Raw genomic sequence first — 17,372 nt, 5'->3', positions numbered from 1 at the left:
ATGACTTATACGTCATCAAGTATTATCCAACTAAAAGATATTAATCTATCCTTTACGTTGCCAGGTCCCGGTAAAACCATAAAAGCGCTAAAAAATATTAATCTGGAAATTCAAGCAGGACAAATTACAGGCTTAATTGGCCCTGATGGTGCAGGTAAGACTACATTAATGCGCCTATTGAGTGGACTTTTAAAAGCAGATAGCGGTGAGGCTCAATTATTAGGCTTTGATGTTCATCGAGATGCTTTGCAAATACAATCAGCTATTGGTTATATGCCCCAACGTTTCGGATTGTATGAAGATCTTACCGTACTTGAAAATATGAACTTATATGCTGATTTGCATAATATTCCTATGCAAGAAAGAGCTAATCGTTATGATAAATTATTGTCAATGAGTAACATGACTCCTTTTACCAAACGCCTAGCGGGTAAATTATCAGGAGGGATGAAACAAAAATTAGGTTTAGCCTGTACTCTGGTATCCCCTCCTCGTGTGCTTATTTTAGATGAGCCAACAGTCGGTGTAGATCCTGTATCCCGCCGAGAATTATGGCATATCATTAATCAAATGCTCGAAGAAGAACAAATTACCGTTTTGATGAGCACTGCTTACCTAGATGAAGCTGAACGTTGTCATGATGTTATCTTAATGCATGAAGGAAAAGTTCTCGATCAGGGTAGCCCAGACTCCTTTAGTCAATCATTAAAAGATCGAATACGAACCCAGCAAGTAATGAGACGAAGATTATTGAAGTGAGTCACGTGGTTCGCCGCTTTGGTGATTTTTATGCGGTAAAGGGAATCAGTTTTTCTGTGAACAAAGGCGAAATCTTTGGCTTGCTTGGGGCTAATGGTGCAGGAAAATCAACACTATTTAGAATGTTGTGCGGCCTGTTACCTGTCAGTGATGGTAAGGTTCTGGTTGCTGGTCACAATTTACGTACAGCATCTGCGACTGCACGTGCTCATATAGGTTATATGGCACAACGTTTTTCTCTCTATAGCAATTTATCCGTAAAACAAAACTTAATGTTTTTTTCCAAAGTTTATGGTCTCAGGGGAGATCAGCAAAAAGAACGGATTCAATGGGCTTTAGATGAATTTGACTTACAAACATATTACAACACCAATAGTAGTGATTTACCCTTAGGTTATAAACAACGGTTAGCTTTCGCTGTGGCACTAATGCATCAACCGGATATTTTATTTTTGGATGAACCAACTTCTGGTATCGATCCTCTGGCTCGACGTGAATTTTGGCAACGAACTAATAAATTAGCTGAATCGGGTGTAACTATTTTAGTGACCACTCATTTTATGGACGAAGCTAATTATTGTGATCGATTAATTATTATGGCTGACGGTTGCGAACTTGCTAGCGGTACACCACACGCATTAAGAAAGCAACTTCAATCTGATAAAAACCCTGACCCTAGCATGGAAGAAACTTTTATTGCACTTGTCGAAAATCGAGAAAAGTACCATGACTGATAATAAAATCCAATCAGAAACCAAATCATTTAACCTCCAGCGTCTCAGTGGTATGATCCGCAAAGAATCATTACAAATTGTCCGTGATCCCTCCAGTATTGCTATTGCATTTGTTTTACCTGTCATACTGCTATTGTTATTTGGTTATGGCGTTTCACTCGATGCCAAACAAATTCCCATTGGTTTTGTTATTGAAACATCGGATACGCAGCCCCAATCTTTTGAAAGCCTATTTAAACATTCAGATTACTTTTCACCATCGTATTACTCTACTATTCATGATGCAAAACAAGCAATGGATAAGCGACAAATATCCTCTATTCTCTGGCTGAAAAATAATTTTACTGAGCAACTAATGTCTGGTGGTAATGCGCCTATTGAACTCATTGTAAATGGTGTGGATGCTAATCAAGCACGAATCACAGAAGGCTATATTCAGGCAGTTTGGCAGATCTGGTTAAAAAACAAAGCAATTCAGAATAAACAAATTATGACGATACCAGTCGATATGGACTATCGTATCTGGTTTAATTCTGCTTTAAAAAGCCGTAATTACCTTGTGCCTGGTTTAATTGCTGTCATTATGACTCTGATAGGTGCAATGCTCACAGCAATGGTGGTTTCTCGTGAGTGGGAACGCGGCACTATGGAGGCAATTTTAGTTACACCAATACATATTAGTGAATTTATCCTAGGTAAACTAATTCCCTATTTTATTTTAGGAATGGGTGGTATGTTATTGTCAGTAGCAATGGCTTATTGGTTATTTGATGTGCCTTTCAGAGGAAGTTTCTGGGTTTTGTTTGTTGCTTCTGCTCTGTTTATGCTGACCTGTTTGGGGATGGGATTATTAATTTCAACCACGACAAGAAGTCAGTTTGTTGCCGGAGAAATTTCAATTTTAGTAAGCTTCTTACCCGCCTTTATTCTTTCCGGCTTTATTTTTGACATTAATTCTATGCCGACAGTTATTCAGTGGATCACCTATCTGGTGCCTGCACGCTATTACGTCGATATTATTCAAAGCATTTTTTTAGCAGGCAATGTGTGGTCTATCATATTAATAAATTGCGCATATTTAATTCTGATGTCAATTATATTTTTTACTTTGATTGTGAAAAAATCTCACAAGCGTTTGGAGTGAACGGATCATGTTCTATCAAATATTAGCCGTTGCCCTGAAAGAATTTCAGGCTATTTTACGTGATAAACAAAGTCGTTTGGTGTTAATTGGTCCACCTATTGCTCAATTACTCATTTTTGGTTATGCCGCTACCTTTGATTTAAATAATATTCCAGTGGCTATTTATAATCAGGACAATTCACAAATGTCTCGTGAACTGGTCAGTAAAATTGAAGGGAGTCCGCATTTTGAAATGGTTAAGACAATAACTAAAAATTCTGAAATTGCTCCTTTGATTCTTAATAAAAAAGCCTTGATGGTTGTCCACATCAATGCAGATTTTATGCATCAACAGATCACAGAAAATGGTGCTCATATTCAGGTCATAGTTGATGGTAGAAACTCAAATACCGCTCTACTTGCTTTAAATTATATTCGCTCTATTGTGATTAATTTTAATCAAAATCAATTGGCCAATGATGGGAAAGCGCCATTACCAGCGGTTCTTAAAGTTCGCTCATGGTTTAATCCCAATTTAATATCCCGGTGGTTTATCATTCCAGGTATTGTAGCACTGATGACATTAGTTGTTCCTTTAATTGTCACTGCATTATCAGTCGCCAGAGAACGAGAAGCAGGTACTTTTGATCAAATATTAGTAACCCCACTTCATCCTGTACATATATTGATCGGTAAATCCATTCCAGGGGTAATGATAGGCCTCATTGAAGGCAGTGTGATTATGTTGTTCACTGTATTATGGTTTGAAATTCCCTTTCTTGGAAATTTAGGTGCGCTCTATATTGGTTTGGTATTATTTCTATTGTCCACCGTGGGCATCGGTTTAATGATTTCATCTTTATCCGCCACACAACAACAAGGTTTGATGGGGGCTTTTTTATTTTTAGTGCCAGCGGTTATTTTATCCGGCTTTGCCACCCCCATCGAAAACATGCCCGCTTTAGTTCAAGACCTGACTTACTTGAATCCAATGAGGTATTTCCTCATTATTGTGCGTGGAGTCTATCTTGAAGGCAACTCATATGCTGACCTGATGAATCTATACTGGCCAATGGCACTGATAGGATTAACTAGCCTCACATTTGCTGGCTGGTTATTTAAACATCGCATGTATTAGTCTCTTTAGATACTGGCATAAAATTACGAGTTAATGATGAAAATTATCATCTGCTTTCTTTGGAAAAGCAGGTGGGGAAATATCTAATTCTTTAATGACTCTTGTAATATCAAGGAGTAACATATCAGCCATATCTCGAAAAAACCTTCACGAATAACAACACGCAATACCTTTATTTTTTCAGTATCAAGTGGCATAGTGTTCTGGTCTAATAGAACTGGATACTTTAATAAGACGCGGATTCAACTCTGAAGTGCAACGCAGGAAGTTCCAGTTCTTGCAAATGATTTTTTCATTGCCTGGAATGGTGTTTGAAAGCCGAGTGCCTTTCTAGGTCTATTATTAAGTTTTTCCATCATGTTGTAAACCTCTTTATCAGTCACTTCTTTAAAGTCTGTATCTTTAGGAAAATATTGTCTAATCAGTCCATTAGTATTTTCATTTAACCCTCGCTCCCATGAAGAATAAGGGTGGGCAAAATAAAATGCTGTATCAAGAGCTTTGCTTACCTGCTCATGATAAGCAAACTCTTTGCCATTGTCTGCGGTAATACTATGAAGCCTGTCTTTAAAGGGTTTAAGCAATTGTATTGTTGCTTGTGTCACCCAATCAACCTGTTTGCCATTCACTCTTGCTACTAATGTGTAAAGCGTTTTTCTTTCTACAATCGTGACCAGAGCACCACTGTGTCCTTTACCGATCACTGTATCAATTTCCCAGTCACCAACACGACGTTTATCATCAACAATCTTAGGACGGTCATCAATGGAAATTCGATTAATTATTTGTCCTCGACTGCTTTTACCGTTACTACCACGCTTTTGGTATTTCTTTCCCTGACGCCTTAAATACTGATGTAAATCACCACCTTGCTTCTTATCATCCCATATGTGTTGATAAATACGTTCATGGCTAAGAAGTAGCATTTTGTCATTCAGTAACCAACCTGATATCTGTTCAGGACTCCACTGGTGCTGTGAAAGCTTTTCATCAATAAGGGCAATCATGTCATCCGTCATTTTAATTGCTTTAGAAGCATTGTAGCGACGCTTAACGGCTTTTTCTTGAGCTTGCTTAAATCGATAGCCACGTAAACCAGCGTTGCGTTTAATTTCACGGCATATAGTAGATTTACTCACCTCAATCGCCTGAGCAATTTTAGACTGGGAAATGCCATTTTTAATCTCAGTCGAAATGTAGTATCTTTGTTCTTGTGTCAATTGCTTGTAAGTTCTCATAAGTCACTTTACTCTTGCAGGAGAAAATGGCCGATTTTACAAGCAATTGGCCATTTTTCGAGCAAATCATTGCTGTACTTATGATTTTTTAGTAGCGCCGTCAGGCACGTCGCTGGCTCATGAAATTCCCGGGGTGGCCATCGCTGCGCTATATTAAACAACTTGGAAATAAATGCAAAAAGTTTTTTCAGAAAAGACATTAAATGATTTGGGGAAATCCTTAAAACTGGCATCACGCTGTAGGCAAATAACACCTTACCGATTGGGCATGGCTTTTATAACGGTTCTTTCACAACATGAGATAAAAACAATAGCAGATCTTCATCGAGGATTTAATAATCTGTTTGGGATCAATATTGCTTATAAGCCATTTCATAACCAACTACGAAAAAGCAATTCCCTGTTTTTATGCGTCATATGTTAGAACATTTACTCAATGAGTTTGCCTATCAATCACTGGCATTTAACAAAGGTAGTCCATTTGAAATATTTAAGAAAATCCTATTACAGGATGGTTCTTCTTTTGCTGTTAATCCCAAATTAAAAGACAAGCTTCCTGGTCGTTTCAGCCACTATAACCCAGCGGCAGTTGAGTTGCATGTTGCATTGGATTTATATTCAGAAACACCTGAGACGATTATATTAATTAACTCCCGACACAAATGCTGAAGCCCAATATTTACCAAAGCCTGAGCAATTAGAAGACACTTTAATTATGGGAGACAGAGGCTATTTTAAAAAGGATTACATGTATCGTGTATTACAACAAAGCAGTGTTTATTGCATCATTAAAGCGACTTCAGCAATAAACCTAATGTTAAAAAGTACTGATCGATGATAAACAGCTTAAGAAATTTTCAAATAAAAAGCTCAAAGACATAAAAGAAAAATTATCTAAAACTGATGTAATTGATATGGATATTCAATGGGAAGAAAAAGATAAAATAATTAATTGCCGAATGATTGTTAGTTGGAACCCCGTGGCCAATTACTTTCAATATTTAACGACAAATTTGCCACGAGATACATTTTCACCAGAACATATTATTGAAGCGTACCGACTTCGCTGGCAAATTGAGTTGATGTTTAAAGAATGGAAATCATTTGCCAATCTGAGGACATTTGTCACTGAAAAAAGCCATTGTTGAGGGCTGATTTGGGCTTCCTTATGTGCGGCCATTTTAAAAGGTTTATTGCCCATGTTGCTCAAAAGGCGACAGGCGTTGCCATTTCAACACACAAAGTGGCTAAATCTGCTTGTTACTTTATGGGTGATATTATGAATTCAATAATACATGACCCCGATAAAATCAGAATGGCTCTTGAAAAAGCGATTCTATTTTTAAAAAACAATACTCGGCGTGATAGTATAAAGCGAGATAAAAAATCTGGGCGATCAAAACTGGGGCTAAACCCTCTATATGGAGCGTAAATTTATGATGTTAAAAATTCATAATTCCTTAAGGTCCAGCCTATGAGGTAATAGTACAACACAGCCTCTACAACTAACTGTTAGAGATATTCCTGAGGCAAGTCATAATAGTCGGGGCGAAGCGGTATGGCTAGAAATTGAAACGTCACTTAAGGCCGACAAAATGGAGTTAATGGTACAACAGGAAGTCCCTATTACTGTCAGATTATTTACCGCTATACCTTTAAGTGATGTCAGCATCAGCAAACCTTCACCTGAAAATGCCATTACTGAAAAACTGGGCGATAACCGTCAATATCGTGTTAAACATAATGGCAGAAAATATAACGTGATTGAACAGCATTATGTTGTATTTCCAGAACAGGCCGGTGATTTAGTCATACCACCCGTTATATTGCAGGCAACCATGCCTGATACTGAACAAACAACACGCAATAGTCCTTTTACTAATGATCTGTTCAATGAGCCATTTTTTAAAAATGCTTTTGGTGGTAATGGGCAAATTCAGCGAATGCTCAGAGGCAGCAGTATGCTTTTTGGTCGTTCGGGTAAACCATTGACCCTACGCAGTGATGGTCTTAAGTTTTATGTACAAAATATTCCTATAGCGGCGCAGGGCAACTCATGGTTGCCAGCAAGAAATGTCACCCTGAATAGTTCATGGGAAAGTAATCCGCCAACTTTAAAAACCGGAGAACCCGCGACTATGACAATCACCCTGAAAGCTGAGGGGCTGACCAGTGCTAATATTCCAACGCTTAAAATTGAGGACAAACCAGGTCTTTATCGTCTTTATGCAGACCCCATTGAATCAGAAAATCTGACTGATGGAGAAACAGTCACCGGTGTGAGCAAACAAAGCTTTACTATCATCCCTGAAAAATCCGGGGTACTGAATTTCCCTTCCATAAAACAGGTTTGGTGGAATACCCAAAGCAATACCCTACAGACAGCAGAAATTTATCCGATGACACTCAATGTAACTCAGGGTGCTGCTATCAACGATAGTAATCATATCAATACGCCTGACTCAAACAACAGCTCTTCGAGCATAAATACAGGCAATCACTTTAAAGCGAATAACAACTTAAGTGACACATCAAACGTTAGTAAATTATTAACTAGTACAATTCAATCCAGAGGTTTTGCCATAGTCTTGCTAGTGATAATACTGTTACTTCTAAGCTGGGTTATTTTAAGAAAAAAATCCACTTCATTTGTTACAGGCACACAGAATAATAATATTATAAAAAATCAAAAATTACAGCAAGTAGAAACACGCCAGCGTGCAGAAAGCTTTCTAAAACAGGCAGTTTCTGCCTGTGAATCAGGTAATGCAAAACAGGCAGCACAATTCATTTTACAGTGGAGCAAAGTCAAATGGCCGGAACTAACACCTGTTTCATTACTGGATGTGGCAGACTCTATTATCCAGGGTAGTACTAATATTCGTCAATTACATCAGTTCTTATATCAGCCACAAGAGAATAAAAAAACATGGCAAGATCGAGAATTGGCAAAATTATTACAGAAGGGACTACAACTCAGGACAAGGCAAAATAAGCATTTTGATAAGCATAATTTACCTCCCCTATATCCAGCTTAAGTCATACTTAAAGCCTGCTGATAACGCATTAGAAAAAGGACTAATGCGTTATTTTTACCAGTAATACTGTGCCGAAACACCCAATTCCCTTTCAATTTCCAACAATCGATTGTATTTAGCAATACGCTCACTACGACTGGCTGAACCAGATTTCAAGTGACCACCATCCATTGCAACGGCAAAGTCGGCCAGAAAAGTATCTTCTGTTTCACCGGAACGATGTGAAATAAAATAACGCCAACCAGCATCACGACACATTCTTACCGCTTCAATAGATTCCGACACCGTGCCAATTTGATTCAGTTTTATCAGTGCTGAGTTAGCGATTCCCTGCTCAATACCACGCTGTATATATTGAGTATTGGTGACAAAGATATCATCACCTACTACTTCAATTTTATCGCCCAGTTCCTGGGTAAACTGTTTGAAACCAGCCCAGTCACCTTCAGCCAGAGGATCTTCCCAAAGTACAATCGGGTATTTTTTCACCCAGTCTTTAGCCAGTGAAATTAAATCACTGCTTTGCATTTTTCCCGCACCGGACCATTTCAGATCATAAGCTCCCTTCATGTCCACCGCAAAAGAATTTGCCGCACTGTCTAATGCAATGGCAATATCTTCACCGGGTTTATAGCCTGCCTGTTCTATCGCTTGAATGATAGTTTCTAAAGCATCTTCATTACTGGCCACATCCGGTGCAAAACCACCCTCATCACCCACACTGGTAGCCAGACCACGCTTCTTTAATATTTTTTTCAGAACATGAAATGTTTCTGCCACATAGCGCAGACCTTCCCTAAAGGTGGGCGCTCCAATAGGAACAGCCATAAACTCCTGAATATCAACATTATTATCAGAGTGTTCACCACCATTAATAATATTCATACAGGGAATGGTCAATCTTTTTGCACCGGCTCCGCCAAGATATTGATACAAAGGCAGTCGAACAGACTTGGCTGCAGCTCTGGCTACTGCCATTGAAATGCCCAAAATAGCATTAGCACCCAAATTTGATTTATTATCTGTACCATCCAGATCGATCATAGTCTGATCAATTAAGGATTGCTCCGTAACGGTCATACCGAATAAAGCCGGTGACAGTTTTTCATTGACATTAGCAACTGCTTTTAGCACCCCTTTACCAGCATAGCGACTGGTATCTTGATCCCTCAACTCAATGGCTTCATTTTCTCCAGTACTGGCCCCGGAAGGTACCGAAGCCACAGATGTCGTCCCATCATCCAGCTCAATAAAAACCCTAACGGTTGGGTTTCCCCGTGAGTCTAATATTTCCATGGCTTGAATAGAGCTGATCTTTGCCTGTTTCATTACTTATCCTTTAATGTGAAAGCCTTAAGAATTTAATCCGTATAGTTAATAGAGTACTCAATACCTGCTTAGTTCAGTCTGTTTCCAGAAAATATAAATAGCGCCATTAATAGCCAACTCAATATTAATAAAGTCCAAGGCAACCATTGGGTTTTACCTTGAATCGTATCATCAGCCAATGATTCTGTCTCAGGGCTGTGTAAAGAGCCGTGTAAAGAACCGTGTAAAGCGCTATGCTGATGAGTAATTTTCTTTTTTAACCTGTTCAGTTCACGCACTTTGCCCTTTTGCTGTTTTTTATACTCAGCAATCCCTTTCTGGATCCCCAGAGCAATTAATTTAGTTTGCTCTTTGGTCTGATTTAGCTTCTGATTAGCTTTGGCAATTTTCATTGCCGTATCGATTGTTTCGGGTGATGCTGGCAGCACTGGTTTGTTTTTCGCCATTACAATATTCCTTGATAGCATTCACTATCTCATTTTTTCTCAATGCCTATATCAAACAAATTGAAATTCCATCTGTTGCACTTGTTCTGATGCCTGATGGTTAAAGGATGAAAGACCCACTCCCAACAAACGCACTTTTCTTAGACCCGCATCCGTATTCCTCAACAGATTTTTGCAAATACGGTATATTTGTTTCTCATCATTAAGCGCCTGCGGAAAAGTCTGACTACGAGTCACCTGCTCAAAATTATCGTACTTCACTTTGAGCGTTATCGTTTTACCCATTAAGTTCTGCTGTTGTAAATCGTCTGCAACTTCTTCGGCTAATTGTCGCAAATAGCTTTTCAATTCTTTTATGTCATCAATATCATGGGCAAAAGTCGTTTCATTACTCAGCGACTTTCTAGGACTTCTATGCCCTTTTACCGGTCGTTCATCAATGCCTCTGGAAACATTGTAGAAATAATTCGCTGAACTTTTAAAATGCTGTTTAAGAAACTCTAATGATTTCTCTTTTAAGTCTTTTCCTGTCTGGATACCTAACTGCTGCATCTTCTTTTCGGTGACTTTACCAACCCCATAAAATTGACCAATAGGCAGTTTAGCAACAAAGGCCTCACCCTCTTCAGGCAAAATAACTTTAATACCGTTAGGCTTATTAATATCAGAAGCCGTTTTGGCCAGAAACTTATTGTAAGACACACCGGCAGAGGCGGTCAGACCTGTCTGCTGGTAAATATCACGTCTAATTTGCTCTGCGATGATTGTGGCTGATGCTTGTTGTTTTTTATTATCCGTCACATCCAGGTAAGCTTCATCTAAAGATAATGGCTCTATGGTATCGGTATAATCTAAAAAAATACGTCTAATCTGGGCTGATACAGCTTTGTATGCATCAAAGCGAGGCTTAATAAAAACCGTCTGGTGACATTTTCGATAGGCCTGAGAACATGACATAGCAGAGTGAATACCATACTGACGTGCCTCATAACTCGCAGCAGCCACCACACCCCGACTATCAGGCTGACCACCGACCACCACAGGCTTACCGCGTAGCGAGGGCTTATCTCTTTGTTCTACCGAAGCAAAAAATGCGTCCATATCAATATGAATGATCTTTTTCACTCTAATATTACTCTCTGAATAAAGCGCTATACTGGATTTGATTCATTATACATTAATGGCAAGATCTGAAACGATAAATCATGATATTAAAAAGCGTCTTTCTCAAGGTAGCACCATAACCTAAAATAGGATTGACCTAATAAGCTAAATATAAGATAACCGTTTAAACGCCTTCATAATCCAACTTAAATCAATAAAAAATAGAATAATCGTTATAAACAAGCAAAACTTAATAGACCTAATTAAGCTATTTTAGTATAATACATTAAACTAAATAGAGATTCAGTCTATGATAAACCCATTAGAAAATTTAAAAAGACTCTATCAGCTTAAACTTAAGCAAAAACTCCCGGCTTATAAACGCTATTTATTTGAGGATTTAGCTAATTCTCCAGCCAAAATAACCGCTATATATGGTAGTAGAGGCATTGGCAAAACCACTTTGCTCATGCAATTACTCCAGGCATCTGATGTACCTCAACAGAGTAAACTCTATATTTCTTGCGATCACGCCAGTTTTACTGACCTCTCATTATTTGACTTTGTTGATGAATTCAGTAAAAGAGGCGGTGAAATCATTGCGATTGATGAAATACATGAAGCCAACAATTTTGAGCAAGAATTAAAATCCATTTATGATTTTTTAGACATCAAAATTATTTTTACCGGCTCCTCAGCATTACACCTCACAAGCCCTGATTTTGCCAGACGTTATTCAATGTATCATTTGTATCCTTTATCCTTAAGGGAATACCTAGAGCTTAGCCTCAATATCAAACTCCATTCCTATCCACTCAATGAAATCTGGGCGCATCATGAAGAGTTAGCCAGTGCGATTATTCAGTCACTACCCAATAAAAAGCCTTTGAAATATTTTGATGAGTTCATGAATGTCGGCAGTTACCCCTTCTATTTTGAGGATCCTAATAAATATACTGATAGAATTATTGAAACAATCAATACTATTTTACATACCGACTTAAGTAAAATATTTTCAATCCAACCAGATAAAATTGATGTGCTAAAAAAATTACTCTTAACCGTTTGTGTTTCCAAACCACTGGAATTATCCATTGAAAAACTGGCCTCCCGGGTTGGCATCACCAAATCAACATTATATAAATATATAAGTTACTTAAATGATGCTGAACTTATCAGGCACATCACCCATGAAGGGAAACGATTTGCAGCCATTAGAAAACCCGACAAACTCTATCTTGCCAATAGCAATCTTTTTAATGCCCTATGCATTAATAGTAATGCAGGCACAAAAAGAGAAACTTTTTTTGCCTCAATGTTAGCGGTCAATCATACTCTACACTATATTCAAAAAGGTGATTTTTTAATCAATGAGAAATATACGGTTGAAATCGGTGGAAAAAACAAAGGCTATGCACAAATAAAAGATATGCCAAATGCATTCATTGTAGCAGATGATATTGAGATAGGCTTTAGCAATAAAATCCCACTTTGGTTGTTTGGCTTTTTATATTGAGTTGCCGATGAAGAACTCTTGGAACAATATTGGCAGTGTTATTTTCTGGCATCGGGTGAGAGATCATAAAAAACAAAAATGAGTTGCTAGTGAATGTTCTGGTCAAGTCCAACTGGGCAGATTTTTCCTTTTGATAAGTCTCTCAATTAAGTCACAGCACAATAAACGAATTATCGCACAGCTCGATAAGCGAAGAATAGGACGATAGCATACGGTTAGCCCATCTGAAAAATTAGCAGAATCCCTTGAGGTTCTACATCAGCTACAAGAGCGGGGCTTAGTGGCCATACGATCGGGTGATTTAACACGAACGCACCGAGAAAGGCTAACGCAAAATGGTTTTCAGTGACGGAGAAAAATTTTCAGCATTGGGCAAATACGTCCGGTATTCCATGGCGTGCGCTTAAACCGCATATCAACGATACTGATATAGGTAATATCACCCACATAGTAGCGATCAGGTTGAGAGACAGTAAACTCTCTTTCCAGTAAATTTGGAGATATACGCTTATTATGCTTGGAATTAGTCGTCGCTTTAAAGCGTCTCTTCGTTTTACAAAACAAACCGGCTTTTTTCATTAATCGACCAATTCTCCGGCGGCTTATATGAACGCCTTTTTCAGCCAGTTTTCTTTTAAGACGACGGGTTCCATAAGTCTTGCGACTGTCTTCAAACAGTTTTTTAGCTGCTCAGTAAGCGCTTCATTTTCTTTCTCTCTATCCGTTTTAGGAGAGCTAACCCAATCATAATAGCAACTACGGGAAACATCCATAAAACGGCACAGAATCGTTACCGGGTAATCTTTAGCCTGATCAGTTATCCATGCGTACTTCACAAAGTTTCCCTTGCAAAGTACGCTGTGGCCTTTTTAATAAATCACGCTCCTGAATCACTTTTGCCAATTCTTTTTTCAGACGTTTTACCTGATTCTTTATATTCTCTGGGGAAATTAGGACATTTCAATCAATGACATAAAAAATATCAGTCACCTAGTAACAAATCATATAGTAGAGATTGTAGATGGTTCTAGAGTCCCATCTAATTATGCGGCTATTTTATAAAAAAGTAAAAAGAGTACCTACTTTTCTAATGATAACAATTTAGCTACTTTTTCATTGGGATAAATAAACGAGTTCTATCTTTGTTTAAATTTAATTTTTCAAATCATGTCTTCAGATGATTTTGATAAAATTCCCAGGCAGTTAATGAATTAGCACATTTTTTACAAATAAAATGTGCTAACTTTTCAGCATCACCAAAAATGCCATCTTCTTTATCGCTATTGAAAAAATGCTGGCAGACATGACATTTTTCCACCATAAACTCATCTGTTGAAATTCGTTCAAGTATTTCATTAATCAGTATTTTGAGTGGAATGTATTCAGCAAAATCAATGGTATTATTTTTAACATTCCATATCACTTCTTTGATATCAATTAGCCTGACCAAAAATTGCCAATATTGCTCATCATAATCTTGATTAATTTGTTGATTGGCCTGTTCAATAGTCCATGAGCTTTGTTTTAAATGCTTTAAAGACATTGTAGGTCTCCTTTATACCATTGATAATTTCTCGGGTATTTAGATAAAGTATTAAGCGACAATTAACTTGTCCGGTCGTACAAAGTAATTGAATTCAGGAAGGCAGATAAACAGGTTTTGAAAAAAAATTATCTATCGTTAGTTTTAACCTTAAATACCATAAATCCAGGATTATTTAGTGATGTTGTCATAATTTGATTTCTATTATAGTAAACTACATACAGAATTTTTCTATTATGGAGTACAGCTAATCCACCCCTGATAATGCCCTTTGTTATTAACATTTTATCAAACTTGTAACACTTTATATACGCTACTAATATCTTCATCTGATACGTTATATTGCTGCGCCCAATTCTGCCATTGCTCAACAGAATTTATCACTTCATCTGCAATTTGTTTAACAATTGTTTTTGGTAAGCCAAAGATTTTGCCTTTTTTTGTAACTTCACTTGGTTTGGGTGCTGTTGGGCTGTATTGATACCCTGCAACCGGATAAGCACCTATTACCAATGAAGGCACAATATCATAGGCAGGTGCCATACAATATCCCTCACCATCATGAATTAAGCTGAAGTTTCTTTCATGATCATCGGTGTTATTAATTGCGCGATTAAATTTAGCCAAATAAGGCGTTCCGCTCTCATAAACTAAAGCCTTAGGCCTTGCTCCCCCTACCCCTGTTCCCGCATTCGCTAAATAGAGTAAACTGACTTCATCAAGATGGTCTGATAGTGATTCAGGGGTATCCACTGACTGAGCAGCTAATTATGCACGTTCAATAAACTGTATATCACAACCCATACCATAATCTGGCTCTTCACCCGGCTTTGTCCATTGAAGAGCACCAATACGACTATTACTCAACTGGGATAACACATCAATGGCGCTATGCCTATCCAATTTGCGTTGCTCCCTATAAAAAGACAGCATAGCCAAAACTTTACGTCCCCATGCATCAGGTAAATAATCATCCAGTATGCCAGGCATACCACCTGCACAGTGAAATTCTATTTCATTAGAAATCAGTGGCAGTTGCACAGGATCTAAAGCAAATGCATGTGAGTGTTCTCGATACGCTTCTGTGTAGCGAAACCCCATATTCGTCAACTGTCCCGATGACTCTAATAAAAACAGTCTCAGCAGCCTTTATTAGTCCAGTTTCTAAGGTATTTAGATAAAGATCATATCGTTGTTTGTTTGCTTTAGTCATCAAATAAACTTGCCTTTAACAGGAATAACTGACTGAAGTCATTTTCCACTCCCAGTAATTTAGCAGTTTTATAATAATATTTTAAACTGACTGATAAATCACCTTTTTCCATCTTTTGATAAGTGGCACGACTAATACCAACACGCAATGAAAAATCTTTCATATTATCCCGTGGAAACTGTTTTTTTCGAGCGAGACGGATATTTTGTCCCAGTTCAGGAAGAAACATCATAAACCACCTTTTATACCATTATTATGGTACATAATACTATACAGATATATTTTGTCTAGAATTATGGTACATGCGTGAATATAAAATATAATACAGATGTATTAATTCTACCTGCCACCCATTTGATTGGTTGCAGAACCAAAATCTGCTGCAAGTAATTGACTCAGAAAGTTAGGCTGTTTTCCACAATTTCTGCTTGTGCAAGTGGGCGTAGTCGGATTATTTCCATCTGGCCTTCTAATATATCTAACTGATTTTATTAGATATATTATAAAAGTAAGGGCTCTTCTCCGCTTTGATGAGTGAACAACTTATCCATTTCAGCCTATAGAGCTCATCTTTATTTGGCTGAGCAACATAAGCAAGGTTATGTGTATAGGTAAAACTATAAAAAGCCTTCTTGATAAGAAAAGTTTTTATGTATCAATGCTTAACAGGGTTTTGAATGTGAATTTACACTCATCAAAGCGGAGAAGAACCTCTAAAACAGTAAAAAGTATCACCCTTCAGACGAAAATAATTCAGCCACTTTTTTCATTGGAAGAAATAGGCGAGTTCTGCCTTGATTTGGATATAATTCTTCAAAACCAAATTTTAAATAAAATTTCTCAGCATTAGGGTTTAGACAGTCAACAATAATAGCAAAAGCACGCATATATGAATTAACCTCATACAAATATTCTAAGGCTTTAATCAAAGTTATTTTACCTAGCCCATTACTTTGCTCATTTTTATGAACAGCTAACTGGGCAAAAAGAAATACTGGAATCGGATAATGAGGTAGCTTTTTTGCAATACTTTCAGGCAGTGTGTTTCGGTTAATTGAACTGGGGGCAATGGTATAAAATGAACATATTGAATATTTACCGTTAGGTAATAGAGAAGCAGAAGGTAATATCATCGTCCTACTGACTCCAGCCTTCATATGCTTCAATGCCTGAGTTTTGATAAAATGATTTAATTCCAATTCACCACAATCAAACGAAACCCTGTCATGTTTGGTTTTGTCCAACTCAATAAATTTTTCTGACCAAGATGTAGATGTCATTTAATGCCAGATTTTTTGGTCAATTCCAAAGCATCTTTCAATGCCTGGTTCGGGCTACCAGCACTATCACAAGCTTTTACAAACCGATCAAACACATCATTTTCAAGGGTTATCGTTTCATGTTGACTAATAACTCTTGAAGCATCTTCATCCATTAACTTAGAAACATATTCTGTAAGGCTTTTTAAACCAAGCAATGCAGCAGCTTTTTCTGCTTTTAACTTAATAGCATCATCCAATCTCATATCAAACCGTGTTATTGACATTTTTTGCTCCAGTTTAAAGTCGTTAAATCCAGTAATTTAATGATATTTTACCTCAAACCAATCAACAAATCAATTGTACGGAACTCATCCGTACAATTGTTTTGTTGATTAATTTTAATACTTAGCAAGCAAATTAATTTTATATGGGAGTTATTTATTCAACTCATGTCTTCAGTGAGTTTGATAAAATTCCCAGGCTGATAATGAATTGGGCTATTTTATACTTCCTTTTTTTCTACTATTTTTATCTTTAATTTGAAGATATTGATTGTTATTTTACAGATAAACAGCAACCTGCCGATCATGAAGATAAAGTCACTAGTGCGCATGGGCGAGTTGAGATCAGCAGAATATGGGTAACGACTGAGCTTAATGATTATGTCACATTCCCTCATGTTGCTCAGGTTTATAAAATTGAACGTGAAACCGTGGACAAAAACAGGAAAGGCATCCATTGAAATTGCTTATGGTATCACCAGCAGAAAGGTTGAAGAGATTTCTGCTAAAAAAATATTGTATAAAGTCAGAGGTCATTGGTCGCTTGAAGCATACCATTATATTATCCTAAAAAAATCAGTTGAACCTACTGCGACCGCCTTATGCACTGAATCTTAAGGATTATCGATTGGATATATGATGAAGATC

Annotated in this window: 20 protein-coding genes and 1 pseudogene; 9 read left to right on the top strand and 12 right to left on the bottom strand. The window is 37.5% G+C overall.

The genetic code is table 11. The features are described from left to right. The 3 genes and pseudogenes from JEU79_RS28650 (at window position 1) to JEU79_RS13620 (ending at window position 3,754) form a co-directional block, all read left to right on the top strand. Window positions 1-1,493 (top strand): annotated as a pseudogene (locus JEU79_RS28650) (ATP-binding cassette domain-containing protein). Then, window positions 1,486-2,637: an ABC transporter permease gene (locus JEU79_RS13625; RefSeq protein ID WP_198264539.1), complete on the top strand. Its 1,152-nt coding sequence runs from the start codon at window positions 1,486-1,488 to the stop codon at window positions 2,635-2,637. The pseudogene JEU79_RS28650 and the gene JEU79_RS13625 overlap by 8 nt, the downstream one beginning before the upstream one ends. A gap of 7 nt (window positions 2,638-2,644) precedes the next feature. After that, the gene (locus JEU79_RS13620; RefSeq protein WP_198264538.1) at window positions 2,645-3,754 is read left to right on the top strand and encodes an ABC transporter permease; all 1,110 of its coding nucleotides are present in this window, start codon (window positions 2,645-2,647) and stop codon (window positions 3,752-3,754) included. A gap of 242 nt (window positions 3,755-3,996) precedes the next feature. Here JEU79_RS13620 and JEU79_RS13615 read toward each other — a convergent pair whose 3' ends face one another. Then, on the bottom strand, window positions 3,997-4,992 hold the full coding sequence (locus JEU79_RS13615; protein ID WP_198264537.1) for an IS30 family transposase: 996 nt from the start codon (window positions 4,990-4,992) through the stop codon (window positions 3,997-3,999). A 408-nt stretch (window positions 4,993-5,400) separates the two neighbouring features. Here JEU79_RS13615 and JEU79_RS13610 point away from each other — a divergent pair, with 408 nt between their 5' ends. The 4 genes from JEU79_RS13610 to JEU79_RS13595 all read left to right on the top strand — a co-directional run bounded on the left by JEU79_RS13610 (window position 5,401) and on the right by JEU79_RS13595 (window position 8,030). After that, entirely contained in the window at window positions 5,401-5,661 is a 261-nt protein-coding gene (locus tag JEU79_RS13610) for a hypothetical protein (RefSeq protein WP_198264536.1), read from the top strand. A gap of 158 nt (window positions 5,662-5,819) precedes the next feature. Next, window positions 5,820-6,140, top strand: a complete 321-nt coding sequence (locus tag JEU79_RS13605; protein WP_343075010.1) for a transposase — start codon at window positions 5,820-5,822, stop codon at window positions 6,138-6,140. A gap of 20 nt (window positions 6,141-6,160) precedes the next feature. Further along, a complete protein-coding gene (locus JEU79_RS13600; RefSeq protein WP_198264534.1) occupies window positions 6,161-6,424 on the top strand; it encodes a hypothetical protein in 264 nt (87 codons plus the stop codon). Between the two features lie 163 nt (window positions 6,425-6,587). Then, on the top strand, window positions 6,588-8,030 hold the full coding sequence (locus JEU79_RS13595; RefSeq protein ID WP_246540298.1) for a BatD family protein: 1,443 nt from the start codon (window positions 6,588-6,590) through the stop codon (window positions 8,028-8,030). A 54-nt stretch (window positions 8,031-8,084) separates the two neighbouring features. On the opposite strand, the gene eno is transcribed toward JEU79_RS13595, so the two are convergent. The 3 genes from eno to dinB all read right to left on the bottom strand — a co-directional run bounded on the left by eno (window position 8,085) and on the right by dinB (window position 10,930). Next, complete coding sequence (gene eno, locus JEU79_RS13590) at window positions 8,085-9,359, bottom strand: phosphopyruvate hydratase (protein ID WP_198264533.1); 1,275 nt, start codon at window positions 9,357-9,359, stop codon at window positions 8,085-8,087. A gap of 68 nt (window positions 9,360-9,427) precedes the next feature. After that, on the bottom strand, window positions 9,428-9,805 hold the full coding sequence (locus JEU79_RS13585) for a DUF2956 domain-containing protein (RefSeq protein ID WP_198264532.1): 378 nt from the start codon (window positions 9,803-9,805) through the stop codon (window positions 9,428-9,430). Between the two features lie 51 nt (window positions 9,806-9,856). Beyond that, window positions 9,857-10,930 (bottom strand): DNA polymerase IV, encoded by a 1,074-nt coding sequence (gene dinB / locus JEU79_RS13580; RefSeq protein WP_198264531.1) that lies wholly within the window; start codon window positions 10,928-10,930, stop codon window positions 9,857-9,859. A gap of 289 nt (window positions 10,931-11,219) precedes the next feature. Between dinB and JEU79_RS13575 the strand changes: the two genes are divergently transcribed. Further along, the gene (locus tag JEU79_RS13575; RefSeq protein ID WP_198264530.1) at window positions 11,220-12,425 is read left to right on the top strand and encodes an ATP-binding protein; all 1,206 of its coding nucleotides are present in this window, start codon (window positions 11,220-11,222) and stop codon (window positions 12,423-12,425) included. 342 nt (window positions 12,426-12,767) lie between these two features. Here JEU79_RS13575 and JEU79_RS13570 read toward each other — a convergent pair whose 3' ends face one another. The 8 genes from JEU79_RS13570 to JEU79_RS13540 all read right to left on the bottom strand — a co-directional run bounded on the left by JEU79_RS13570 (window position 12,768) and on the right by JEU79_RS13540 (window position 16,727). Next, complete coding sequence (locus tag JEU79_RS13570) at window positions 12,768-13,052, bottom strand: IS3 family transposase (RefSeq protein WP_425511177.1); 285 nt, start codon at window positions 13,050-13,052, stop codon at window positions 12,768-12,770. After that, window positions 13,028-13,261, bottom strand: coding sequence for a hypothetical protein (locus JEU79_RS13565; RefSeq protein WP_198262780.1), 234 nt, complete (start codon window positions 13,259-13,261; stop codon window positions 13,028-13,030). The genes JEU79_RS13570 and JEU79_RS13565 overlap by 25 nt, the downstream gene beginning before the upstream one ends. Window positions 13,262-13,590: 329 nt before the next feature. Next, entirely contained in the window at window positions 13,591-13,968 is a 378-nt protein-coding gene (locus JEU79_RS13560; RefSeq protein ID WP_198264529.1) for a hypothetical protein, read from the bottom strand. Window positions 13,969-14,256: 288 nt separating this feature from the next. Then, a complete protein-coding gene (locus JEU79_RS26560; protein WP_246540294.1) occupies window positions 14,257-14,721 on the bottom strand; it encodes a HipA domain-containing protein in 465 nt (154 codons plus the stop codon). 15 nt (window positions 14,722-14,736) lie between these two features. Next, the gene (locus JEU79_RS26555) at window positions 14,737-15,069 is read right to left on the bottom strand and encodes a HipA N-terminal domain-containing protein (protein ID WP_246540286.1); all 333 of its coding nucleotides are present in this window, start codon (window positions 15,067-15,069) and stop codon (window positions 14,737-14,739) included. A gap of 104 nt (window positions 15,070-15,173) precedes the next feature. Next, window positions 15,174-15,410 carry a helix-turn-helix domain-containing protein gene (locus tag JEU79_RS13550; RefSeq protein WP_198264528.1) on the bottom strand — a complete coding sequence of 79 codons (237 nt, stop codon included), beginning with the start codon at window positions 15,408-15,410 and terminating at the stop codon, window positions 15,174-15,176. Between the two features lie 502 nt (window positions 15,411-15,912). After that, window positions 15,913-16,461 carry a GNAT family N-acetyltransferase gene (locus tag JEU79_RS13545; protein WP_198264527.1) on the bottom strand — a complete coding sequence of 183 codons (549 nt, stop codon included), beginning with the start codon at window positions 16,459-16,461 and terminating at the stop codon, window positions 15,913-15,915. Next, window positions 16,458-16,727 (bottom strand): type II toxin-antitoxin system TacA family antitoxin, encoded by a 270-nt coding sequence (locus JEU79_RS13540; protein WP_198264526.1) that lies wholly within the window; start codon window positions 16,725-16,727, stop codon window positions 16,458-16,460. Before JEU79_RS13540 ends, JEU79_RS13545 begins: the two co-directional genes overlap by 4 nt. A gap of 420 nt (window positions 16,728-17,147) precedes the next feature. On the opposite strand from JEU79_RS13540, the gene JEU79_RS13535 reads away from it, so the two are divergent. Further along, window positions 17,148-17,342, top strand: coding sequence for a hypothetical protein (locus tag JEU79_RS13535; RefSeq protein ID WP_198264525.1), 195 nt, complete (start codon window positions 17,148-17,150; stop codon window positions 17,340-17,342). Window positions 17,343-17,372: the final 30 nt, after the last annotated feature.

This window comes from sulfur-oxidizing endosymbiont of Gigantopelta aegis (assembly GCF_016097415.1).
In the GTDB taxonomy this organism is placed as follows: Bacteria; Pseudomonadota; Gammaproteobacteria; order GRL18; family GRL18; genus GRL18.
The sequence above is the reverse complement of the archived record's forward strand: the minus strand, read 5'-3'. Positions and strand labels throughout refer to the sequence as shown.